The following is a 22,609-nucleotide window of genomic DNA, read 5'->3' as shown; positions in this document are numbered from 1 at the left end:
GGCCTATACCGGCCTGAACCGACACATCTCGCAGAACATCGGCCTGGCCTCCAGCAAAGATCTCTTCGAGTGGCGGCGTTGGGACAGCAACCCTATCTCGCCGTGCAAGGGCAAGGAATGGGCCTTCTGGCGGGAGGACATGATCTCAAGCTGCCGGGACCCGAGCATCTGCGAGCATGACGGGCGCTACTGGATGATCTTCACCGCCAATACCCGCCAGGGGGAGTCATGCATCGCGATGGTCTCCACTACGGACTTCAAGCGATGGCAGGACCACGGGCCCATTTGCGTCGGCCCCGCCACCGGATACGAGCCTCGCCTGGAGGGCGGCCACCCGCAGGGCAGTCTGGAATCATCGAACCTCTTCTTCAGGAAAGGCAGGTGGTTCCTGACGGTCAAGGCCAAAATCCGCAATGAGAAGGCGGTCAACTGGATTATCGAGAACGACACCAACCTCAAGTTCGACTTCGCCAAACGCCGTGAGTTCTGGCCCGGCGCCACCGGCATCGAGATCGCCCGCACCAGGGGTGACCGAGACCTTCTGGCCACCTTCACCGCTGGCCACATCAAATTCGGCCTCACCGACTGGTCGCACGAAATCCCGACCGGACGTTTCATCGAAAGCGAAGATGAACTGACCGAGTGGAAAATGGAGTAGCCAGGACAAGCCGGACCCGCCATAGAAAGCAGGACAGGTCGCAGGTCCCCGCAGTCGGGTAAGATCCACGCCTGCGGGTTGAAAGCTGGCCGGCCCCCGCTCCCCCCTGCCCTACCGCCGCTCCCTTTCAACCCGCCCGTTCCGGAGCGCACCTCGTGTTCTCCCTCCCGACAAAACTGGCGGAGATCCTGCGCGCCGACCGGAACCAGACCGTCCACCGCCTCCGCCGTCGCTCTTTGAAAAGTGAAAACCAACCTCCTGCGGCCCAAGGCCGGCAGCTTCCACGCCCACGGACGAGTCTGCTTTTATGGCTGATGGCCGATCGCTGGCCGCTGACAGCTCCTCCGCGCCAAACGAACCCAAAAATGACCTTAAGTTTCTGTAAAATAAAGACTTATCAAACACCTAGGCGAATCTTCAGTCATCCGCCCCTCCCAGGTCACCTCGGCAAAGCTGCCCAAACCATCTTTGGCGACTTGCCCCCAGGTTCCCAGGCTGGCAATCCAACGGCCCAGAACTCGCCTTCACCGGCCCCCCGCACACAGGGCAATCGCATCTAAATCCCCTGGCACAGGACCCGGACCAAGTAGTCCTCCCGTAGGCCGGCTCGCAGGCGTTTGCTTTTCAGGCTGGCCTTGCAGGTTTTCTCTCGACAGAGCAGGTTAAGGCTCAGTCGGCGGATTCGCGAGAGGTTCTCGGCGGAGTGGCCGATCCGGTTACGGAGGGTGTCCTCCCGGAAGGTCATATCCAGTGACCAGTGCAGCTTGTTCTCGATACCCCAGTGGCCGCGGACGTAGCCGAGCATGGTCTGGGCACTTTGGCCGGCCAGATCGCTGATGTAATAGTGGCGTTCGCAGGAAGTGGATCCGTTCACCGTGCGTACGCTTTCCATGCAGACGAAGCTGGTCAGGTTGGCCCACTCTTTTCGGTCCGCATACCAATCGGTCCAGTCGGTGACCCACAAACGACGGGTCTCGATCCGGCCGTGGCCGGCATCGGTCTGCTCATGGAAATCGTACTGGACCCCGGCGATTCCTCGGCCGGTCAACTCGTCGAAGGTCGCTTTGACGACATCGTGCAGCCCCGGCTGGTTGTCCTTGACCTGTAACAGGTAGTGCCCGCCTTGCTGGACGATCTCCTGGGCGATGGCCTTCTGGCAGCCCATGGCGTCGATCGTCACCACCGCATCACGGATATCCAGCATCTTCAGAAGCTGTGGGATAGCCTTGATTTCATTGCTCTTTTCTGCGGTCGCCAGTTGCCCCAGAACCAGACGGTTCGTCTCGCACCAGGCACTGACCATATGGATCGCCGCTCGATTCGTGGCCTTGTCAAAACTGCGTCGCAGGGTCTTGCCGTCGATGGCCACCAATCGGCCGGCGCTGGCCTCGGCCAGGGCCGCCATCCACTTCGAGAAACATCGCTCCAATACTTGGGGGTCCAGCCTGCTAAACACCCGCCCGAAGGTATCATGGGAAGGAATGCCGTTGGGCAACGTCAGGTACTGACTCAGCCATTCCCGTTTGGCCCAGCCGAACACCTCCACCTCGGTCCAACTGTCCGCCCCGCAGATGACCGCACAAAGGGCGATGAACAAAATGTCCTCGAGCGAATGCAATTTCGTCCGCTCCATCCGGGGATCCTCCAACTCATCAAAAAAGCGCAGCAGGCCACGCGGGGCTTCAACGTCCATGTTGCAGCTCCTGAAAAAAGGATAAACCTCTAAACAACACGAGGCCTCGTGACCAATGGGGCCGAAGTTATCCACAATTCAGCGAGGGCGCAATCCTTACATACACCTAACATGCAAAAAAAGTGATGGGAGGATCACGGTTTAGATGCGATTGCCCTGCCCCCGCACAGGACACGTTCGACTCCTGTTGACAGAACAGCCTCAATCATGTATACATTTGGGTGAAGGTAACAATAGCTAGATGTTTTCTGGGCTGTTCGCTTCCGGGTGCCGTGCGAAAAAACGGCCAATGGCCTCGCGTCCAAAACAGCACACCGGGACACGGCCCTTCTGGTTGACTGTCTACTGGGTCTTCACGACCCACACTTCGAAGGAGGAAAGAGTCATGTCCAGTACACCCAACATCTGTTCCAGGCTCGCAGGCGTGTTCGCGGCGACGGCCCTTCTGGTGCCCACAAACGGCTTGCTGGCCCAGTTCAGGAACGAACAGCAGCCTTTCGAAGGTACCTCCAATACCTTCTTTGCAATACCCGAAGGTTCTGTACCCTACTGGAGCGTCGATGGTGCATGTTCACCCGCGTTGCTGTTTAAGGACGGCACGCGCGGGGATAACGGCTCCAGTTGTCTTCGGAGCCTCCTGCCCGTCGGCACCGGAACTCGGATGATTCTCGACCTTCGACCCGGCCCCGACGGCTCGACCATTGGCGATATGAAGGCGATTTCCTTCGATGTCATCACGCGCCTTTTCGTGTCTGCGGACGACGGTTCGGGTGTCGCCGGCCAGGAGCTCTATCGCGTCCTCCAGCCCTTATATCCTGTCATGACGCTCGAACTGGACATCGATCCGGGCACCCCTGGATCAAACCCGTCCAATATGTTTGCGCAGTACGATAAGCTTTATTTCGCGGCGGATGACGGCACCAACGGCGTTGAACTGTGGAAGGCAACCCTCAGGAACAATCTGACCGTTGCTACGGCCCTGCTCAAGGATATCAATCCTCTCGCAGGTAGTTCGTCTCCGGCCGGGTTCGCCCTCCTCTCCGGCTCCGTCGTCATGTTCAGCGCGGATGACGGTACGACTGGTCGCGAACTCTGGAAAACGGATGGTACCAACACGACGCGGCAGTTGGACATCAACCAGGTGGTTGACCCCAATGATGCATCGAAAACGCTGTCATCTGATCCCCAACTCCTGACCACGGTCAGCGGCAAGGTGTTCTTCACGGCCGACGACGGCGTCAACGGACGGGAGTTGTGGATGACCGACGGTACAACCACCATGATGGTGTTGGACATCGTGTCCGGAGCGGCCGGGTCCAATCCGACCAACCTCACGGCGGCAACCTTCTTGGTCGGCGGCGCACCTACACCCATGCTCTGTTTCACCGTGGATAGTGACGGCATGAACGGTGCGGAGCTCTGGAAGAGTAACGGGACTGCTGCCGGCACGATGATGATTTACGACCCTGGATCGGCAGGAAGCCCGGCCAACTTGAGAAGCATTGCCGGCACGGTTAACCGTGTGTTCTTTACCCTTGGAAACGACCTCTGGAAAAGCGACGGCACCATGGTCGGCACCGTACCGGTTAAGACCTTCGTATCTGCCCCGACAAACCTCGTCGTCGCGGCAAACACCCTCTACTTTGTCGCGGATGACAACTCCGGCGGCGGTCTCGAGCTGTGGAAGAGCGACGGCACGACTACGTCACAGGTCATGGACATTCGACCCGGCGCTGTCGGTTCTTCGCCGCAGAACCTGTTCGCCATCGGCAGCACGGTCTATTTCTCCGCCGACGACGGTACGTACGGCCGCGAATTGTGGCGTACCGACAGCGCCGCGGGCGCGCTGCGGGTCATGGACATCAATCCCGGACCCGCCGATTCCGCCCCCTCCAACATGGCCAACTTCGACGGGACCCTTGTCTTCACGGCCGACGACGGAACCCACGGACGCGAGTTGTGGCAGAGCGACGGGTTCCCCGTGGCCAATCGTGTTGGCATGAGCTACAAGTGGGACCTCGCCACACTGATTTCAAACAAGGGCGACCCCGGCAAGATGGCGTTCGCGGTCGATAACACGAAGCCCCTGTATATATACTGGCTGCACGATTTCCCGGCAATGGGCGGTCCCAGCGGGGTCTCGGAAGGGGCGCATGAGATCAATACTTACGTCGAACTCACCGATGGTACCGACCGCGCTCCGCTCAACATCACCAATGTGGACTGCGGCGACGGTAACCTTCCCCGACCGAGAGCCGCTTTGACCGACGGAACAAACCACAACGCCATCGCCTTCGGAATGGTGGCCGTACTGGATCAGGATCCCTGCGACACCGATTCACGCGGACCGGGCAGTCCCAGCACACCGTTCGCCTACGTGCCGGCAGTCTACGACGGTCTGAACTGGATTCCGATGGACATGGCTCACATCACCCCCGCGGTTCCTACTGCTCCTCCCTCCGGAACCGCCCTGGGACAGACATCGTCCTTTGCATATCTGTGGACCGGTATGCCGAGTAACCTCGTGCCTGCAACCGTGGATCCATGGTCAACAAAACGCTTCACCTTCGCCCGACTCGATGTGTGGTCCGACTACCTTACGGTCATGTGGGGCGGAAAGCAGAACGGCACCATCTGGGTCGCCACGGTCCCCCGTCAGTACAAAGGCGGATTCAGCGCTCTTTACTTCGGGAACAAAGGCTGTGTGCAGCCTGCCTATCCCTTCTATCTTGACAGCCTGACCTTGAACGGCGGAGTGTTCACCAGCTCGCCCCACCCCGTCGGGGCCTGCTGCCTGCCGGACTCGTGCGTGGATGGCGTCATCTCTGATACGGCTTGCGCGGCGTTGGGCGGCTCTTGGGCCGGGTTCGATACCACGTGCGACGGCTCGGCCTGCTTGGGCGCGTGCTGCCGGCCAATGGCTGTGTGCACCGAAACCTTGGCCGGCGCATGCGACGGCGATTTCCTTGGCGTCGGCACGAATTGCGCGACCGCCACTTGCCCATGCCATAGTCCTCGCGCAGATGCGGATTGGGACGGCGATGTCGATCAGGTCGACTTCTCCGCTCTCCAAGGCTGTTACAGCGGACCGGGTCCCCTGCCGGACCCGCTCCCAGCGGGCTGCAAGTGCTTCGACCGCGACCTCACTGGTGCCGCCGACGGCGACGTCGACGCGGACGACTATGATGCTTTCGAGAAGTGCGCCAGCGGCCCCGGAGTCCCGCTCGATCCTGCATGCGAGCTGTGAGCCCGCATTCCGCGCTCCCGATACAAGCAGGCCGGGAGGAGTCTCGCCGGCCGGCCTGCTCGTTTGCCGACCGGAGCCTCGCAGTCCGCTCTCGTGCCCGTGCTGGGACAGCCAATAGGGCCGCGTACGCGTCATGCCTGCGGCAACAGGTATGAACCGGAATGAAACGATGAAACCATATCCCCCGTAACGCCTCCACCCCCGAAAGAAAGGGGCGGAAACCGTATACCGCGGGCGGCATCGCATACCTCCGCAATACAGGCCCGGCGGCAGGAATGGTTTAATGCTGTTTTATGCTCCTAAAGGTGTTTATTGCCTGCGACGGAGCAGAGCGCACCCCCCCAGAACCAGCAGGCTCAGCGCTGCCGGCTCCGGAATGACCGCGACAAAGCCCCGTGTGGACCCGTCCTCTGCCCAGATGCCCCATCCGGCGACCGTCATGCCGTCGTCCGACATGCTTGTGATCCGCGAGAGGCTGGCCCAACCGCTGGTATCCACACCGGCGCCGGCCAAGAGGCTGGATAGCAGCACCGGCTGCATGCTTCCATTCAACCACATCACGGCCCTTTCGGTGATGCCATCCGACGAATAGCCCACCGCAGTCCAGTTCCCGCCGATGACTCGGACATCGATCGCCGTGCTCTGGTTGTCTCCCATGGCCTCACCCAGAATGGTCATGGCAGGATCGTTGATCTTCCAGATGAAAGCGTGTGGGAGACCCGATACGTCCTGATCATAGCCACAGAGCACCCCGGCGTTTGAGGCGTCGCCAGGCGCGACAAACAGGCCGTCGGGTGAGACGCCCAAAGCCTCGCTCTGATAACCCACGCCTCCCGGTATGGTCAGCTGCGGCGCGGAAGTCGTGTACACAAGAAGCGCGCGGCGCAGACCGTTCGGATTGCCGTTGTCATAGCCGGCGCCAAAGGGGCGACTGTTGTTCACCAGCCTGCTCGCGACGCTGTTGGCTACCACCCTCGGCGTGCCGTTGGGATAGTCGATATAGGTGTTCGCATCCATCGTCACCGCGATTCCCCTCGCGCCGTTCCCTCTCCTTCCGGATATCAGGTAATCGCCGGTGACCGTCCCATCCGTCAACCACTTCACACGTGCTGCGTTATAAGGGCCGACCGTGTCGTTGCCGGTTGTCGACGCCCCGGAACAAAGGGTCCACGTTCCGCCCTTAAGATTGGATGGCAAGGCTTTGTACCCATGCATCTTGGGCAGGGGCGTGGTCAGAGTCGTGTTGTACACATACCCGGCGATGCCGATGTAGCCATCAGGTTTGACCGCGACGCCTCGTGCCTCGCCATTGAAGTCGCCGGTATTCGGCAACTGCACGAGGCCCGTGCTCTGCGACCAGATGATCGGCTGTCGAATCGAGGTCGTGCCCGCACTGTCCAAGCCATTGCTGTGGCCTACGGCCCAGGTACCGTCCGACGAGATGGCGGTGACCGCGCTGGCGGGGTTTGCCGGATCCAGTACGCCGATGGACTGCAGCATGGGGGCGCCGAGGACGCTGCCTACCCCCGACGCCGGAATAACCACCGAGACCACTGACAATATGAACATCATTCTCATGGCAATTGTCCTCCTCCCGGGCTTCTCCCGGACCAGTACAAATGATTTCGTCTCCCGTTCTCTCCCGCCGAACTATGTCACTCGGTTCAACGGCCCGCTCTCCACACGCAACGCAAAACAACCGCGAGAATTCGAGTTGACCGGACAACTCCCTGATGAGGCGCCCCTCGGCAAGCCATGCCGCGATTGTGTGTGCTGGCGCCCCTTCACCTCCCATATGCCCTAACCTACCCACCTCGTCGAACGGATACGGCGGGGAATTCTGAAAGAGCAGATCTGATGAACCTATAGTATCAGTCCGCCGATGCCGCTGTCAAGGTTCTTCTCGACCGCAGGCTCCGAGAATGTGCAAAAAGTCCCACTTGTGAATAAGCACCCTTACGGGCGGGCGCTGATGTGGTACCAGAGCGAGAAAGATGTTACGTTGTCAACCGACCCGCTCGGCATCTTGTAAGGAACGAACCGGGCGTGACCGTCGCTGAACGAAACGTTAAGACCGTTGGGATGCAGGGTCTTCCCCCCGCCGGCGACAAAGTCCATGACGATCGGCTGAATCCGCCGCGGCATCATTTTGATCAGATCGACATTGCCTGCGGAATCAATGTACTCCGGCGGCGCGTTTTCCTTCAGAACGTCCAGCCATCTGCTGTCCAGCTTGGCGGCGTCACGGGGGTATACGTCCAGATCGAGTTTCGGGGCACCCACGCGTTTGCCGATCGGCAAGGCGTAGTTGTACCCGCCGTGCGAGAAACGGTAGTCCGGATCCATCAGCGACGAGAGCCCCGATGGTGAGTCGCGGTAGGTGGCCAGCGTGCATGGGCAGTAAAGGACGTCCCAATCCTTCCCCAGGTGCTTGCCGATCAGGAGCGCGAGATTCACCAGAACTTTCTTGTTTCCGCCGCCACCGTAGGCTTCCGCGTGCGCTTCGGAAATGTCGTACGAGAACCATCCGCGCCACGGCAGGAAGTTCCGGTGGTCCGAAGCGTACGAATACATGCCCAGAATCTGTTGGTGAAGATTCGACGCACAAACGGCTCGCCTGGACTGCTCGCGAGCCCGCGCGAGCGAGGGAATCAGAATGCTGATCAGAAGGGCAAGAATCGCAACGACCACCAGCAGCTCAATCAACGTGAAACCCGCGCGATCACGGTTTGATCTTTCCGAAGCGACCGACATGATGGTTCTCCCGCTTCGCGAGGCGACGACACAATTGCTCCTCTTCGGCAACCGTCACCTTCGTGGCGATTGGTCCGAACGCCTTGCATGCCCAGAAAGGGGCTCCAAGACCGGCCGTTTACGGGCCGACTGGTCTACATATAATCTACACTATGGTTTACAGAAAGGCAAGTTCGCCAGAGCCTTCCGATGAGATTTATCGGTGATCCTGACGTCAGCCCAGTCGATTCGATCAACCTGACCTCAGCCGGAGGCCGGCCGCGTCTCAGCCAGATCTGCCAAGGCCAGCCCCGCTGCTCCAACTACGCCGGCATCCGAACCCAGACCGGCCAATTCGACTGCTGTGTCCCTAACCAGTGTCGGCTGTCCGACTTCCTGTAATCCGTCGTGGATTGCCTGTATGAAAGGTTGCCCGAGTTGGGCTATCCCGCCCCCGATCAGGACCTTCTGGGGAGCATGAACCACCGCCCAGCTTGCCAAGGCCACCCCCAACCACCACCCGCACTCGCGGACGATCCGCAAGGCCGCCGAATCGCCGCAGGCCAGGGCCTCGCCGACCTCTTGGCCTGTGAGGCTGCCCCGCTGGGCCAGCAGGGTTGCCAGCAGAGAACGAGGTTCGGATTGGGCGGCCTGCAAAGCCTCACGTTCGAGGGCTCGGCCGGAGGCAACCGTCTCGACGCAACCCCGACCGCCGCAAGCACATCTTAACCCTCGTGGGTCGACAATGATGTGCCCCAGGCTCCCGCCAATGTGGTGCCGGACCCGGACAATCTGGCCATCGGCCACAACGCCCGCCCCGATGCCTGTGCCGACGGCCACGACGGTGAGCCGGTTCACCCCCCGCCCGGCCCCGAAACGGTACTCGCCGAACGCCGCGCCGTTCGAGTCGGCGTCGAAGGTCACCGGCAAGTCCAGCCCGGCCCGCAAGTCGGCCAGCAGGCTCGAACCGCTGAGGGTGGGCAGGTTCGCGGCGAAAAGCAGCCGGGTTCTCTGACGGTCCATATAGCCCGGCATAACAATGCCGACCGCTGAGGGCGAAAGGCCGTCCAATTGGCCCTCACGACGAAGAATCCGGATCTGGTCCAGGATAAGTCTGCCGATCTGGTCTGCCGACTTCGCGGTGTCCATCGGCTGCTGCCGTCTAAGCCGGACCATGCCGCGTCCATCGACCAGCGCGAGTTTGACGCTCTGGCCTCCAAGATCTACGCCGATGGCGCAGTCGCTATTCATAACGGGGTCGTCGTCCTTTCTTGTATCGGTACGTTCCAGGAAAAACGCGGCGGTCGCCCTCCAGACCGACCAACTCTCGCAACGCCGCCCTTACGAATGAAGGTCGAATCCTGGAAAACAGTCCGGTTCCCGCTGCAATCAATCTGACGGCGAAAAGGAATTCCGTCAAGCAGAAGGATGAATGAAAAAGAGCGGCCGACCATAGCGGTCGGCCGCTCATCATGTCGAGAGAGTCTCTTGGGACCCGCCGCGAGGGTCTGTGCCTACCGTTTCCGCCTCCGGCCAACAACCAGCGGCAATCCGAGCATGGTCAGAATGAACATGGCAGGCTCGGGAATCAGAGAAAACGTCTGGTTAATGTAGGAAATCATCGCCGCACCATCGCGACCGCCTTTCACGACGATCGTATCAACAACGTGCAGCGGACCGGGATAGTTACCTGTGCCGATGATCTGATGATCGATCAGCTTGATCGGGTCCGGGTCAGCTGGCCGATTGTAAACCTTGGCCACCTCGCCGATCCCTTCGATCGTCTTGCTCACCTCGGCCGAGCCGTCCCACGCAGTTGGAGCCCCGTTAAAGGACATGGTCACGTCGTGGAATACGAGCCCCGGGGTGGTGAGCGCCACGTCGTACGAAATCGTGACGGTTACCTGGGAGCCCGGGGTGACATTCGACAGCGCGGCGATCAGGCCGGCAAAACGCAGGCCATCCTCGCTGCCGCTGGGCGTGGTGAAGCCCTGGACGTCGATGGCATCCTCGTCAGCAATCCATTTCCCGCTTCCCGCCGCACTGAACTGGAAATTGTCGAATTTCAGGTCGCCGTAGGTCACGGCGTTCGCGGGGTTGGCGGTAAGTGTGGACAGCATGACCGCCGAAGCAGTGCCGGGCTGTGCGAGCATGCCGCCAAGCCCCAATGCCATGGCGAGGATCAACAGACCGCGCTTGCTTGCCAGAGTGCGGCCGAACAGCGCGAGCCCGCCCAATAGCAGCAACGAGATCGTCGCCGGCTCCGGAATCTGGATGAAGAACTGAGTGAACTCGTCCAACGACGCTCGTGTGGTCCCACCAGCAACCACGGCAATATCCTTTACCACATGAACCATCTCGTATCCCTCCGGTTTCGGAAGAATAGCCGTGGCCGAACTGGCGCCCAGCGAGCTCACCAGCAACAGAGTCAGTTGACCATCGTCACCTTGGACCGTCTCGACGATTTGAACCAGACCATCGGCAGGGGCAGTGCCAACAAACGAAAGATTAGCACCTATGATCGTAAACGGGCCGGTAGCGATTGCATCGAAGCCCACCAGTACGTCAACGAAGCCGCCGACGGGATCGGCCCAGATCATCGCCGTTGCCGGATTCGCGCTCGTGAACTTCAGGCCGTAATCGCCGGACATGCTCATCACGCCGGTGACATCAATATTAGAGGGGTCGGCCGTATACGGCCCGATGCCTGTAATCGTCACGCTGAAGTTGGTGAACTCTTTGTCACCGATGACGATGCTTGGCACGGCACCGCTGACCAAATCAGAAAGTAACACAGCTTGTGCGGGTGCAACGGCCAGAAATACACAGACGGCCGAGACTCCCAGCAACGCCTTCGACGTGCGTAGGCTTCCTCTCATCTCTCACTCTCCCTTTCCCAAAAAGAGCTGTCTCTCCCAACACGCTCGAGTTTCGAATTTCGTACTGAGCCTTCATCAAATACGAACGAAAACGAGCCCTCTCTCTCGCTCCATCTTGTTCGGCGGGATTTCCCTAGAAGGAATTTTCTCTCTCTCCCGCCTGTGCACGATGTACCGACTGGCGCCGGACGATCGCGCACGTCCTCCACATGCAACGTATTCTACCGCCCCGCCCCATCGGCATCAAGAGAAAAAACGGCTCCTGAAAGTTTTTTTCGGATTAGCTTGTAGTTCAGCAACCTGAACGCCAGGAATTGTAAAGCATTTCTTCGCAAAGGCTTACAGCGCACAATATCGGACGTTCAATACTCCTCGGCAAGCGATCGCCGAAAACCCTCCCAACGAGGTGTCGCCAATCCAGAAATTGACCTTTTTATGCCAATGACTGCAACCGGCGCTTTATCGGCCACCACTTCGCTTGCAAGGCTGCCCCTGAAACGTTCACTCCAACTTGCGGCAAGCTGGACAGAACATACCAGAAGACTCCTTTCGCGAGTTGCGGCTCTTCGACCGGATGTCCCCGGACAAATGACTTCACACGTCAGGCGCAACGCAGAATGCTCGTCGTTGGGAAGTTGATCTGCAGACGATTCAGGATCAGGCTGCCGACCAGAACGTCCATCTCCACCGTCTGAGTGTCGTAACGTCGATCGAGAACCTGTGAGTGCTTTTCAACAAACGCGATCGCCCGACCGTCGGTCGCCGGCAACCGGACGGTGACTCGTTGCGGAGGTCCGGTCATCATCGCGCGGACCGTCTCGGTGAGTGTATGAAGACCAGCGCCGCTGTGCGCTGAGATCGGCAGTGCCCCCGGCAACTTCTGCTGGAGCACGCGCAGATTGCTGTCATCCCAAAGCACGTCAATCTTATTGAGCAATACCAGGGTGCGGTTGCCTGAACACCCCAGATCCTCCAATACCCTTGTTACCGCCTGGCACTGTTCCCACGCCGAAGGCGACGAGGCGTCGACCACGTGAAGCAGCAGATCGGCATTGATTGCCTCCTCAAGCGTCGCGCGAAAAGAAGCCACAAGGTGATGCGGCAGGCGTCGAATAAAGCCGACGGTGTCGCTGAGCAGAACCTCGTCGCCGCCACCGAGTTTCCACCGGCGTGTTTTGGTGTCGAGCGTGGCGAAGAGACGATCGGCAGCCACGACGCCGGCGTCCGTAAGGGCATTCATCAACGAGCTTTTCCCCGCGTTGGTGTAGCCCACCAAAGATACGTTGAAATGCTCCTCCCGCGATTGCACCTGGCGGACTTTGCGGCGTTCAATTTCGGCGATCTGCCGTTTGAGTTGCGTGACGCGTCGCGAAACGATGCGGCGGTCGATTTCGATCTGGCGTTCGCCCGGCCCGCGGGTACCTATGCCGCCGACCACGCCGGCACCAGTGCCCCCGGCGGCCCCGGCAATCCTCTCCAGGTGCGTCCACATGCCCCGCAGACGTGGGGCGGTATACTCGAGCTGGGCGAGCTCCACCTGAAGCCGGGCCTCATGGGTCCGGGCCCGCGAGGCAAAAATGTCGAGAATCAGCTCGCTGCGGTCGATGACCATCACCTTGCAGGCCGACTCCAACTCGCGGATCTGGGCCGGGGCCAGGTCGTCGTCGAAGATCACCAGGTTGGCGTCGTGCTGCTCGATGCGGCCTATCAGTTCATCGACTTTGCCTCTGCCGATATAGTACTTCGGGTCGACGCGGTCGCGTCGCTGGAGCATCATGTCCACAACAATTGCGCCGGCGGACTCGGCCAAGGCCTCCAGCTCACGCAGGGATTCCACCCCGTCGTGCTCCGTTCCGCGCAACTCCAGCCCGACCAGGACTGCCCGCTCCCGCTGAACCGTTAAGTTGGCTCGTTGATCAATTTCCAAGGTGATTGAAGTCTCGTGTGGCCCCCTACGTTTCCACCGTTTCCTGCATGTTCTCAAGGAAGCCCTCGAGTTTGCGAGCCCGCACAGGATGCTGCAGCTTGCGGATCGCCTTGGCTTCCACCTGTCGCACCCGTTCGCGGGTCACCTTAAAGATCCTGCCGACCTCCTCAAGGGTGTAGGTGTATCCGTCTCCGATTCCATACCGAAGCTTCAGGATTTCTCGCTCGCGGTAGGTGAGAGTCTTGAGCACCTCCTCGATCCGGTCGCGAAGCATCTCGTTCCCGGCCGACTGCACCGGCGATTCGACCGAATCGTCCTCGATGAAATCGCCGAAGTACGAGTCTTCGCTTTCCCCGACGGGACGATCCAGCGAGATCGGGTGGCGGCTGATCTTGAGCACGCGACGAACCTCGCTGACGGGCATCTTGGCCCGCTTGGCGATTTCCTCGATGCCGGGTTCATGGCCGAGCTCCTGGAGAAGCTTCTTGGAAATGTTCCTCAGCCGGCTCATGGTCTCGATCATGTGGACCGGGATGCGGATGGTCCGGGCGTGGTCGGCGATAGCCCGGGTGATCGCTTGCCGGATCCACCACGTGGCGTAGGTGCTGAACTTGTAACCGCGCTTGTACTCATACTTGTCCACCGCCCGCATCAGGCCGGTGTTGCCCTCCTGGATGATGTCCAGGAAACTCAACCCGCGGTTCCGGTACTTCTTGGCGATCGACACCACCAGGCGTAAGTTGCCGCCGGACAGTTTGCGCTTGGCGTCTTCGTATTCGGCAAAAACCCGTTTGAGGTTCGTCAGACGCCTCTGGAGCGACTCGCTGTCTTCAAGTACCAGGGATTCCATGCCCGCAAGCTCGTCTTCCATGGCCGCCAGGTCTTCCACCGGCAGAGTGGGACGCTTGGCCTCGGCCGCGATGCGCCGTTCCAGATCCATCATTTTGCGACAGACCCCTTCGAGCTTTCGCATAAGCGGGATGATGCGGCTGGTCCGCAGGGACAGTTCCTCCAGCAGCTTGGCCATCTTGCGGCGTCGCTGGTTCATGGCCCTCACGATACTGCGCTTGCTCGACGCGGCCATCCGACCGGACTGCGTCTTCTCGAAATCGGCCTGGTTGGCCTCCATGAGCTTCCGGACGGTCTCAAGGTTCTCCGGCAACAGCTTGGTGATGGTGTTCTTGGCAAGGGCCTCGGACGTCGACACCTTCATGGTCCGGTCAAACGGCAATCGGCCGTCGGAAACCTGCTGCAGGATGTCCACGGCCTGAGCGATACAGTAGTCGCTCTCGAGAACCAGCTTGCGGAAGGCCATTCGTGTCAGCTCGATCTTCTTGGCCAGGGCGATTTCCTGCGAGCGGGTCAACAAGGGAATCTCGCCCATCTGGGTGAGGTACATGCGCACGGGATCGTCGATGCGTCGGGAACCGCTCTCCTCGGCCTCGAGGGCGGCCAACAGCCGCTCATCGATCGGCGGCGTCAGCGCCTGGGACTTCTTTCCGGCGGGTTTCTTCGCCTCCTTGGCTTCAGGAGTAAAACCCAGCCGCTCGGCCTCCTCCTCGTCGATCATCTCAATGCCGTGCTCCTCGAGAGTCATCATGATCATCTCGAGCTTGTCCGGATTGACGGCCTCGTCCGGGAGAATCTCATTCATCTCCTCCCAGGTGATGTACTTTCGCTCCCGGCCGCGTTCGAGCAGCGACTGAAGCGCGAGTTCAACGGGATCCGTCGTTGCTGAAATGGTCGTCTCTGCCATTGTCAACTCCGCAGGTCAACTATCCTGCCTGGCTTGTTCATCCGTCTGATTCTTGACGCAGCGGGCCTCCTTGCCACGCTGCCTCCTCGCCGCTCGATTACGCCTTACTGGCGAGGGCCTCCTTCTCCGTCCTTCACGGTAGGTCCAACAGTCTCTTCCTGGCTCGTACGGGCGAGAAATGAGACTGTCTGGCCGCGTCCGTCAACGCTCTCAGTCGCTCGTCTTCGTTTTCCGGAACCTGCCGGTCGCCGGCCTGTTGCCGCGAACGGCGGATATCTTCCGCCAGGACGGCCGCGTGCCGCGACTGCTCAAACGACTCCAGGCAGGCTATGGCCCCTTCAATCACGGTGGCAAATTGCCCGCGTCGTTCGCCACGGTCCTGCAGGTCCGTGATCAGGCCGCCGAACTCAGGGGATTCAAAGCGCCCGATCAAGTCGGCAACCTGCAACTGCTGACCGGAATTCAATATCGCCACCATCTCCGCGACGATCGCCGAGAGAGCCGGGTCCCAGACGTGCTCGGGCTTTAGCCACGATGCCACGTGCGCGTAGTATGCCGGCTCGTTCAGAAGCACCTCGACGATCTGTCGAAGGGCTTCCTGTTGGCTGTTGGACCCCTTCCCGGCAGGGGGCGCTTCCGCCTGCGGTCGACCGGCCGTTCCACTGCGGCCCGTCAAAGGCCTCGTCCGCTGCGACATCCTGCGCACCTGCTGAAGCAGATCCTCCGCCGGTAGCGAGATGATCTGGCTCAACTGATTGATCAGCAACCCCGTCTGGATCGGATCAATTGCCCCCTGTCCCAGCCACGCAGACAGTTGCTGAAGGTACTCCTCCACCGCCCGTCTGCGTGCCGGGCCTGTCGCGCCGACACCATATTTGCGCGACACCTCCCGCCATTTGAATTCTAGCGCTCCGACGGCCTGGTTCAACACCCCACGAAAAGCTGCTTGACCGGCCGATAAAAGATAATCGCAGGGGTCTTTGCCTTCAGGCACGCGCGCCAGCGAGACGTCGAGACCCACGGTCACGGTCACCGCCAGGGCCCTGTCCGCGGCCCGCTGCCCGGCCTCGTCCGAGTCAAATAGCAGAATGACGCGATCCGTGAAGCGGCGCAGCAGCCTGGCGTGGGCCTCCGTCATGGCCGTCCCCAGCGTGGCCACTGTCTCGCAGAAGCCGTGCTGGTGCGCCATGATGCAGTCCGTGTAGCCCTCCACGACAATGGCTCGCCCTGCCTCACCAATCGCTTGGCGAGCGCGATCCAGCCCGAAGAGGTTTGTCCCTTTATCGAACAGCGCTGTAGCCGGTGTATTAAGATACTTCGCAGGATCTTCACCCAGCGTTCGGCCGCCGAAACCGACCACGCGACCGCCGGCATCCACGATCGGGAACATGAGACGGTTGCGGAAGGTGTCGTAATAACCGCCGCGCTGGCTCTCCTTCACTAAACCTGCTGCCAGCAACAACTTATGATCGATCTTGGCCAGATCGGCCTGCCGGATTAGAGAATCATAACTGTCAACCGCCAAGCCCAGCGCGAAAGCTTCGGCCATCTCTGCGGAGATACCCCGGTTGGCTACGTAATCCCTGGCAGCTTGGCCACTTGGCCCCAGGTAATTCTTGCGAAAGATCTGCCGGGCCCAGGCACAGGCCCGAGCCAGATCGGTTTTGGCAAGGCCGGCCACCCCGGATCTGGGCTGAGCCTCAAGGTCAATCCCCGCTCTCTCGGCCAACATGCGGCGAGCCTCAAGAAAGTCCACGTTTTCCCGCAGTTGGACGAACTTGAAGACGTCGCCTCCAACACCGCAGCCGAAGCATTTGAAGATCTGCCTCGCCGGGTTCACGATGAAGGATGGGGTTTTCTCCTCATGAAAAGGGCAAAGTCCTTTGAAGGCAGACCCCGACCGCCGCAGCGACACGCTACTCCCCACCAGATCCACGATGTCGGTGGCATCCCGGATTTGCCGGGTAATGGTTTCCCTGTCAGCTAAAGACAACGCTTGCCCTCTGGAACATCCCAATAAAACCCGGATATTGCGAGAACAGGCCTAAGCCTAGATTTGGCAAAACCTTAAACGCTATCTCATCACACCCGTCGTGCCTACCTCGCTCTTTGGGAGACCGAAAACTATACACCATCTTTTCGGGTCTGGCAAATGGTCTTAGAGTTTTATTTTTTCGGTGGTTACGGCTGGATTGCATCCCGTGCAAGAAGCGTGCCAGAAACGGGCTGATTCCTTGAAAAATCGCCTGGACTCTCAGAGGTTCCCTCCGGCCAAAGTGTCCGGTGGGCGAGCGGTTACGGGACGTTGACAGGCTGGTGACCGAATGTGCCGCCCGCGTTTGACCGAGAGGGCCACGTGCCGATGACCCCACGCGGCCACGGATTCGAGGGCCTCCCCACACCCAGGTGTCAGAACCTTACGGCCAGACATCTGTGCGGCTTGCGCGCATGATAGCAGAGCGCTTGGGTTACGGCCCCCAAAAAGGCGGTCCACCTTAGAGAAGGCGAAGCCCAAGGCCACAACCAGTCGCCACAAAGCGACGCCTGCGTTGTCAACGAGAAGGCTTGTCCCGTTGTTGCCTCCCGCGCCGCCGCCCCTCCTCCGCCGCCGTTGAGGCTTCACAGCAGGCCGAGAAGCAGACCAGCGGCCGCGAGTCTGCGCGCCAGGCACCAGACGCCGAGGCGGATGGGATCTATGGCGGTCTCCATGCGGTAGAGTCGCCAGACGCGACACTTCGGCGAGGTCTGGGCGCCTACCATGCGGTCCTCACTGCCGATCACCATCATTCGCTCAAAGAGCTTGCCACAATTACAAGTCGATCCCACGCGCGACGGCTGACGCACTGATGCCCGGAATGGGCTCACTGCACCTCTACTCCCCGCTCGTCTTCAGCCCGCACGCTTTTCGGACCTCGCGCATGGTTTGCTGAGCAACGGCACGAGCTTTTCGGCCGCCTTCGGCCAGGATGCGCTCGACTTCGTCCGGGTGTTTGAGCAGCTCTTCGTGTTTCTTCCGGGCAGGGCCGAGGACCTCGAAGAACAAGTCGGCCAGGCGTTTCTTGACCTCGCCGTAGCCCATGCCTCCGGAGCGGTAACGGTTCTCCCACTCCTTGATCTCACTCTCACTCGCCAATCCCTTCAGCAACGCCAGAACGTTGCATTTGTCCGGATCCTTGGGGGCCTCGACGGGCGTCGAGTCGGTCAGGATGGACATGATCCTCTTGCGCGTGGCCTTCTCCGGTCCGAACAGCTCGATGGTGTTGTCGTAGCTCTTGCTCATTTTGCGGCCGTCGACGCCGGGGATCACGGCCACCGTTTCGCGAATCATCGCTTCCGGCCGGATCAGGACGTCGCAATTGAATGCCGCGTTGAACTTGGCCTGAATATCCTGAGTCATTTCGATGTGTTGTTTCTGGTCCTGCCCGACGGGCACGGCGTGGGCTTTGTAGATGAGAATGTCGGCCGCCTGGAGCACCGGGTAGGCAAACAGGCCATGATTGGGCGAAAGCCCCTGAGCCACCTTGTCCTTGTACGAATGCCCGCGGGCCAGCAAGCCGATGGGCGTGACGCACGAGAGAATCCAAGCCAGTTCGGTCACCTCAGGCACGTCCGACTGACGGAAGAACACGGCCTTGGCAGGGTCCAACCCGAGCGCCAGATATCCCAGAGCAACCCCTTGCGTGTATTCCTCAACCAAAGCGGCGTCGTTCAGGCTGGTCAGCGCATGATAATTGGCAATGAAATAGAAACATTCATGGCCCTGGTCTTGCATCTCGATCTGCGGACGCATGGCTCCGAGATAGTTGCCCAGGTGCAGTCTTCCGGATGGTTGGATCCCAGAAAGCAGTCTCATAATCACAAACCCGTCTTTTAGTTTAGTCACTCCCAGCCGGCGACGTGCTTGAGCACGAACATCGTCGGTCGGTTTATTAAAGTCGACAGTATATCGGCTTCGCCGGCGCGTCCCAGCAACACGATGCCCAGGATGATAAAGGGACCGTACACGGCGGTCTGGGCGAGCCGTTGCTGTGACTCGGGCTTGGTCAGTTGGAGGAGAATATGAAAGCCGTCAAGGGGGTAGAGTGGAAGACAATTGAACACCGCCAAGCCGACGTTAATGGCGGTTCCGTAAAGGCAAAAGAGAAGAACGACGTCCCGAAGCTCAAACCTGCCGCTCACGGACGTCGGGCCGTCCGGCCACCAGTGGAGAACAGCACGGAGCAGGAGGGCCCACACAAGGGCTTGCACGAGGTTGCTCCCCGGCCCGGCCGCCGTCGTCACAAGATCACCTTTTCTCGGATCGTCGAAGTTCAGCGGGTTGACCGGCACCGGCTTGGCCCAGCCGATCGGAGCGAACAGCAGACAGAGAGTGCCCAAGGGGTCCAGATGCCGCAACGGGTTGAGACTGACTCGGCCCATCCTGTAAGCCGTCGGGTCCCCCATGCGGTAGGCAAAGTACGCGTGGGAAAACTCGTGCAACGTGAGAGCCAGAAGCACGATCGGCAACCGGACGGCTAAATCAGCAACATTGATGGAATCGAGCACCTTCGGTTTCCCATATTGATCTCTGCGCAGGTAATGCAAGCATCAGCGTTCGGCAAACGCCCGAAAAAGGGCCGTTCTGGAGAATAGACGCGTTGCATTCTTTGCGCAGAAATCAATAGACAACTCAAACATCAAGTTTTGTGGTTCATTGCCGGTCGCCGGCAACAAGCCGGGCAATGGGCTCAGGCATTGTCGGCAAAAACCGGTACGACGTAAAGGCCAGATCGGATCGGGGCCTCACCGAGCACTCTCTTCTGTCGCGACTGGTCTGCATTTTGCGCGCATGTTTCTGGATCGCAGAGCGCTTGGGTTGCGGCCCGTAAAAAGGCGGTCCGCCTTAGCTTGTATGACAAATGGCTGATCCAGAACCGGTGGTTGATCATCGAAACGCCCAAGCGGGCCGCCGTCCTTTCGGGTTTTCTCTCACTTGCGGCGCGACAACACGTTCACAGAATGGCTCATCCCGAAAGAGCTGACTCAACACGTGCCGTTGAATTGCCTTCAGCGATCGGGTTTGCCTCGAAGACGATCATACGCCTTCAACGCCCGCTTGCGCGCTTCGGCGTGGTCGATGACCGGCTCGGGATAATCGCGGCCAAGGCGAATACAGCATTCGGCAAGGTCGGCTGCCTTGGCGGCCCAGGGTTCGTGGACATGCTTGTCCCCCAAGCCGGCAATCTCGGGAACCCAACGCCGCACATAGCCGCCGTCGGGGTCGAACCTGCGACCCTGCAAGACCGGATTGAAAATGCGGAAATAGGGAGCGGCATCGGCCCCGCACCCGGCACACCATTGCCAGCCGAGCGTATTGTTGGCCAGGTCGGCATCCACCAGCGTATCCCAGAACCACCGGGCCCCCTCCTGCCACGGCACAAGCAAGTGCTTGACCAGGAACGACGCGACCACCATCCGCACGCGATTGTGCATCCAGCCGTTGTGCCAGAGTTCGCGCATACCGGCATCAACCAGCGGGTAACCGGTGCGGCCGTGTTGCCATGCCCGAAGGTGCTCAGGACTGCCGTTCCACGGGAAGCGCGCGAACGCCGGGCGGAGCGGCTCCTGCGGGGTGTGCGGAAAGTGAACGAGCAGATGGTGGGCAAACTCGCGCCACCCGAGCTGGCGCAGATAACCCGCGGCCTGCGTGGCGACCTTCGGTGACTTGCGACGGGTAGATCGCTTCACCGCGTGCCAGACCTGGCGAGGACTGACGTGGCCCCAGTGCAAATCAGGGGAGAGCCGCGAAGTACCGACCTTCTCCGGGCGGTCGCGGCCCACCGAGTAATCACCCAATGCGTTCTCAATAAAGCGGCTGAGTCGATGGCATGCAGCCCGTTCCCCGGGCGTCCAGTCTTTCGCGATACCGTCCGCCCATTTGACCTTCGGAAGCAGCCGCAGGTCATTCAGACTCTGCGAGGAGGGCCATCGCCGTGGCCGCGAGATTCTGCCCGGCGCGGGCTTAGGCAACTCCGGCTCCGGCGCTGCGAGGCAGTGCTTCCAGTACGGCGTGAACACCTGGAAAGGCCCGCCCTGTCGGTTGAGTGTGACGCGCGGATCGAAAAGCAGGTTGCCGTGAAACTCGCCGACGGATAGACCTTGCCTCCGGAGGGCATTCTCCACGTCCTTGGCGATCTGAACCGCCGCCGGCTCGTAGCGATGATTCCAGAAGACGGCCGTCGCCTTCGTCTCACGCACCAGGGCGACGAGCGATTCAACCGTACGACCGCTCCGGATGATCAACCGGCTCCCGCGCTTGCGCAGATCGGCATCAAGGGCGGCCAGCGCGTGGTGAAGCCACCATTGACTCGCGCCTCCAGGCGGCCAATCGCCCTCGTCTTCGGGCGACCAGATGTAGACCGGAATCACCGAACCACCCTGTTCGACGGCCGCCAGCAAGGCCGGGTTGTCCGCCAGCCGCAGGTCGTGCCGGAACCAGATGATGGAGGTCGCCATCGTGCACAACCGGAACAGGAGTCGTCGTTAGCTCGCAACGATCGTGGTGAGCACATCCTACACGGCCGGGCCAGTCTCACACCAGCTTCTTGGCCGCCGCCAAGGCCGCTTCGTAGTCCGGCTCCTGTGTGACTTCCTTGACCAGCTCGACGTATTGCACCTTGCCCGCCTTGTCGACCACCAGCACCGCCCGGGCCAGCAGGCGAAGCTCCTTGAGCAGCAAGCCATAGGCCGTCGCAAAGGCGGCATCACGGTGGTCCGAGAGCGTGCGAACGCGATCGATGCCTGCCGCTCCGCACCAACGCTTCTGGGCAAACGGCAGATCCATGCTGATGGTAAGGATCTCCACATCGTTCCCCAATGCGGCGGCCGCTTGGTTGAACTTCCGCGTCTGAGCATCGCAGACCGGCGTATCCAGGGATGGAACACACGACAGGATCAGCACCTTTCCGCGCAGCGAGCCGATCCGGACGGGCGACAGATCGTTGGCCAACAGCGTCGCCTCGGGCGCCGTGTCGCCCACTTTCACTTCGTTGCCTACCAGTGTCAGCGGCCCGCCTTTGAAGGTAACGATGCCCTTTCGTTCGGTCATGGTCCTGGGTCTCCTTTCATGCGATTGCACCGTGGACGCGGTTTTGCTCGGTGCGCTGCTGTCAGGGACAGCCCACCGGTCCACAGGTCAACCGATTGACGAGCTATTCTATAGCCCCCTGGAAGCGCGAGACCACCGCAAGCCGGTTTTCTCCCCAAATCGAGCCCACGGCTCCCACCAAGCCCCGTCCTCGGCCGCGAAGACCCGCAGGTTGGCTGTTCCGCCAGGGCAGATGGGGCTTTGCCCGATGATTCACTGAACCGCTGAACACGCCGACCACGCGGAAGAAGGACGCGGGAAGTCTTTCCGATTATTCAGCGTATTCCGCGGTTTATCTTCCCTACTCAGCCCCAAGAGGACCGGGAGGGCCGACGAGGGCGTCGGCCCCACAGTAGCGCCGACGCCCTCGTCGGCGATTCACTCAGCCGCGAAACCCTGATCAGGACGTGACCCGTAGCGCCGACGCCCCCGTCGGCGATTCACTCAGCCGCGAAACCCTGATCGGCACGTGACCCGTAGCGCCGACGCCCCCGTCGGCGATTCACTCAGCAGCGAAACCCTGATCGGGACGTGACCCGTAGCGCCGACGCCCTCGTCGGCGATTCACTCAGCCGCGAAACCCTGATCAG

15 protein-coding genes are annotated in these 22,609 nt (G+C 60.7%); 2 read left to right on the top strand and 13 right to left on the bottom strand.

Annotated features, from left to right (window positions below; all coding sequences use genetic code 11):
• A partial coding sequence (locus PLL20_16585; protein ID HPD31611.1) for a hypothetical protein occupies positions 1–658 on the top strand: 658 nt, incomplete at its 5' end.
• A gap of 556 nt (positions 659–1,214) precedes the next feature.
• Here PLL20_16585 and PLL20_16580 read toward each other — a convergent pair.
• Entirely contained in the window at positions 1,215–2,351 is a 1,137-nt protein-coding gene (locus PLL20_16580; protein HPD31610.1) for an ISAs1 family transposase, read from the bottom strand.
• Positions 2,352–2,736: 385 nt separating this feature from the next.
• Here PLL20_16580 and PLL20_16575 point away from each other — a divergent pair, with 385 nt between their 5' ends.
• Complete coding sequence (locus PLL20_16575) at positions 2,737–5,598, top strand: hypothetical protein (GenBank protein ID HPD31609.1); 2,862 nt, start codon at positions 2,737–2,739, stop codon at positions 5,596–5,598.
• Positions 5,599–5,907: 309 nt separating this feature from the next.
• Here the strand turns inward: PLL20_16575 and PLL20_16570 are convergent, their stop codons facing one another.
• From PLL20_16570 to tpx, 12 genes are all read right to left on the bottom strand, one after another.
• On the bottom strand, positions 5,908–7,176 hold the full coding sequence (locus PLL20_16570) for a hypothetical protein (GenBank protein ID HPD31608.1): 1,269 nt from the start codon (positions 7,174–7,176) through the stop codon (positions 5,908–5,910).
• Positions 7,177–7,554: 378 nt separating this feature from the next.
• Entirely contained in the window at positions 7,555–8,352 is a 798-nt protein-coding gene (locus tag PLL20_16565) for a prepilin-type N-terminal cleavage/methylation domain-containing protein (GenBank protein ID HPD31607.1), read from the bottom strand.
• A 243-nt stretch (positions 8,353–8,595) separates the two neighbouring features.
• Positions 8,596–9,582, bottom strand: a complete 987-nt coding sequence (locus PLL20_16560) for an ROK family protein (protein HPD31606.1) — start codon at positions 9,580–9,582, stop codon at positions 8,596–8,598.
• Between the two features lie 263 nt (positions 9,583–9,845).
• Entirely contained in the window at positions 9,846–11,180 is a 1,335-nt protein-coding gene (locus PLL20_16555; protein HPD31605.1) for a hypothetical protein, read from the bottom strand.
• Positions 11,181–11,811: 631 nt separating this feature from the next.
• On the bottom strand, positions 11,812–13,137 hold the full coding sequence (gene hflX, locus PLL20_16550; protein HPD31604.1) for a GTPase HflX: 1,326 nt from the start codon (positions 13,135–13,137) through the stop codon (positions 11,812–11,814).
• A gap of 25 nt (positions 13,138–13,162) precedes the next feature.
• A complete protein-coding gene (gene rpoD / locus PLL20_16545) occupies positions 13,163–14,893 on the bottom strand; it encodes an RNA polymerase sigma factor RpoD (protein ID HPD31603.1) in 1,731 nt (576 codons plus the stop codon).
• A 133-nt stretch (positions 14,894–15,026) separates the two neighbouring features.
• Entirely contained in the window at positions 15,027–16,886 is a 1,860-nt protein-coding gene (dnaG, locus tag PLL20_16540; GenBank protein ID HPD31602.1) for a DNA primase, read from the bottom strand.
• 626 nt (positions 16,887–17,512) lie between these two features.
• A complete protein-coding gene (locus tag PLL20_16535) occupies positions 17,513–17,719 on the bottom strand; it encodes a hypothetical protein (protein ID HPD31601.1) in 207 nt (68 codons plus the stop codon).
• 46 nt (positions 17,720–17,765) lie between these two features.
• A complete protein-coding gene (gene trpS / locus PLL20_16530; protein HPD31600.1) occupies positions 17,766–18,746 on the bottom strand; it encodes a tryptophan--tRNA ligase in 981 nt (326 codons plus the stop codon).
• A 26-nt stretch (positions 18,747–18,772) separates the two neighbouring features.
• Positions 18,773–19,438 (bottom strand): site-2 protease family protein, encoded by a 666-nt coding sequence (locus tag PLL20_16525; protein HPD31599.1) that lies wholly within the window; start codon positions 19,436–19,438, stop codon positions 18,773–18,775.
• A 501-nt stretch (positions 19,439–19,939) separates the two neighbouring features.
• Positions 19,940–21,388: a deoxyribodipyrimidine photo-lyase gene (locus PLL20_16520; GenBank protein HPD31598.1), complete on the bottom strand. Its 1,449-nt coding sequence runs from the start codon at positions 21,386–21,388 to the stop codon at positions 19,940–19,942.
• Positions 21,389–21,464: 76 nt separating this feature from the next.
• Positions 21,465–21,980 (bottom strand): thiol peroxidase, encoded by a 516-nt coding sequence (gene tpx / locus PLL20_16515; protein HPD31597.1) that lies wholly within the window; start codon positions 21,978–21,980, stop codon positions 21,465–21,467.
• Positions 21,981–22,609: the final 629 nt, after the last annotated feature.

The sequence above is a fragment of the Phycisphaerae bacterium genome (assembly GCA_035384605.1).
In the GTDB taxonomy this organism is placed as follows: Bacteria; Planctomycetota; Phycisphaerae; order UBA1845; family PWPN01; genus JAUCQB01.
This window is presented reverse-complemented; position numbering and strand designations above follow the sequence as displayed.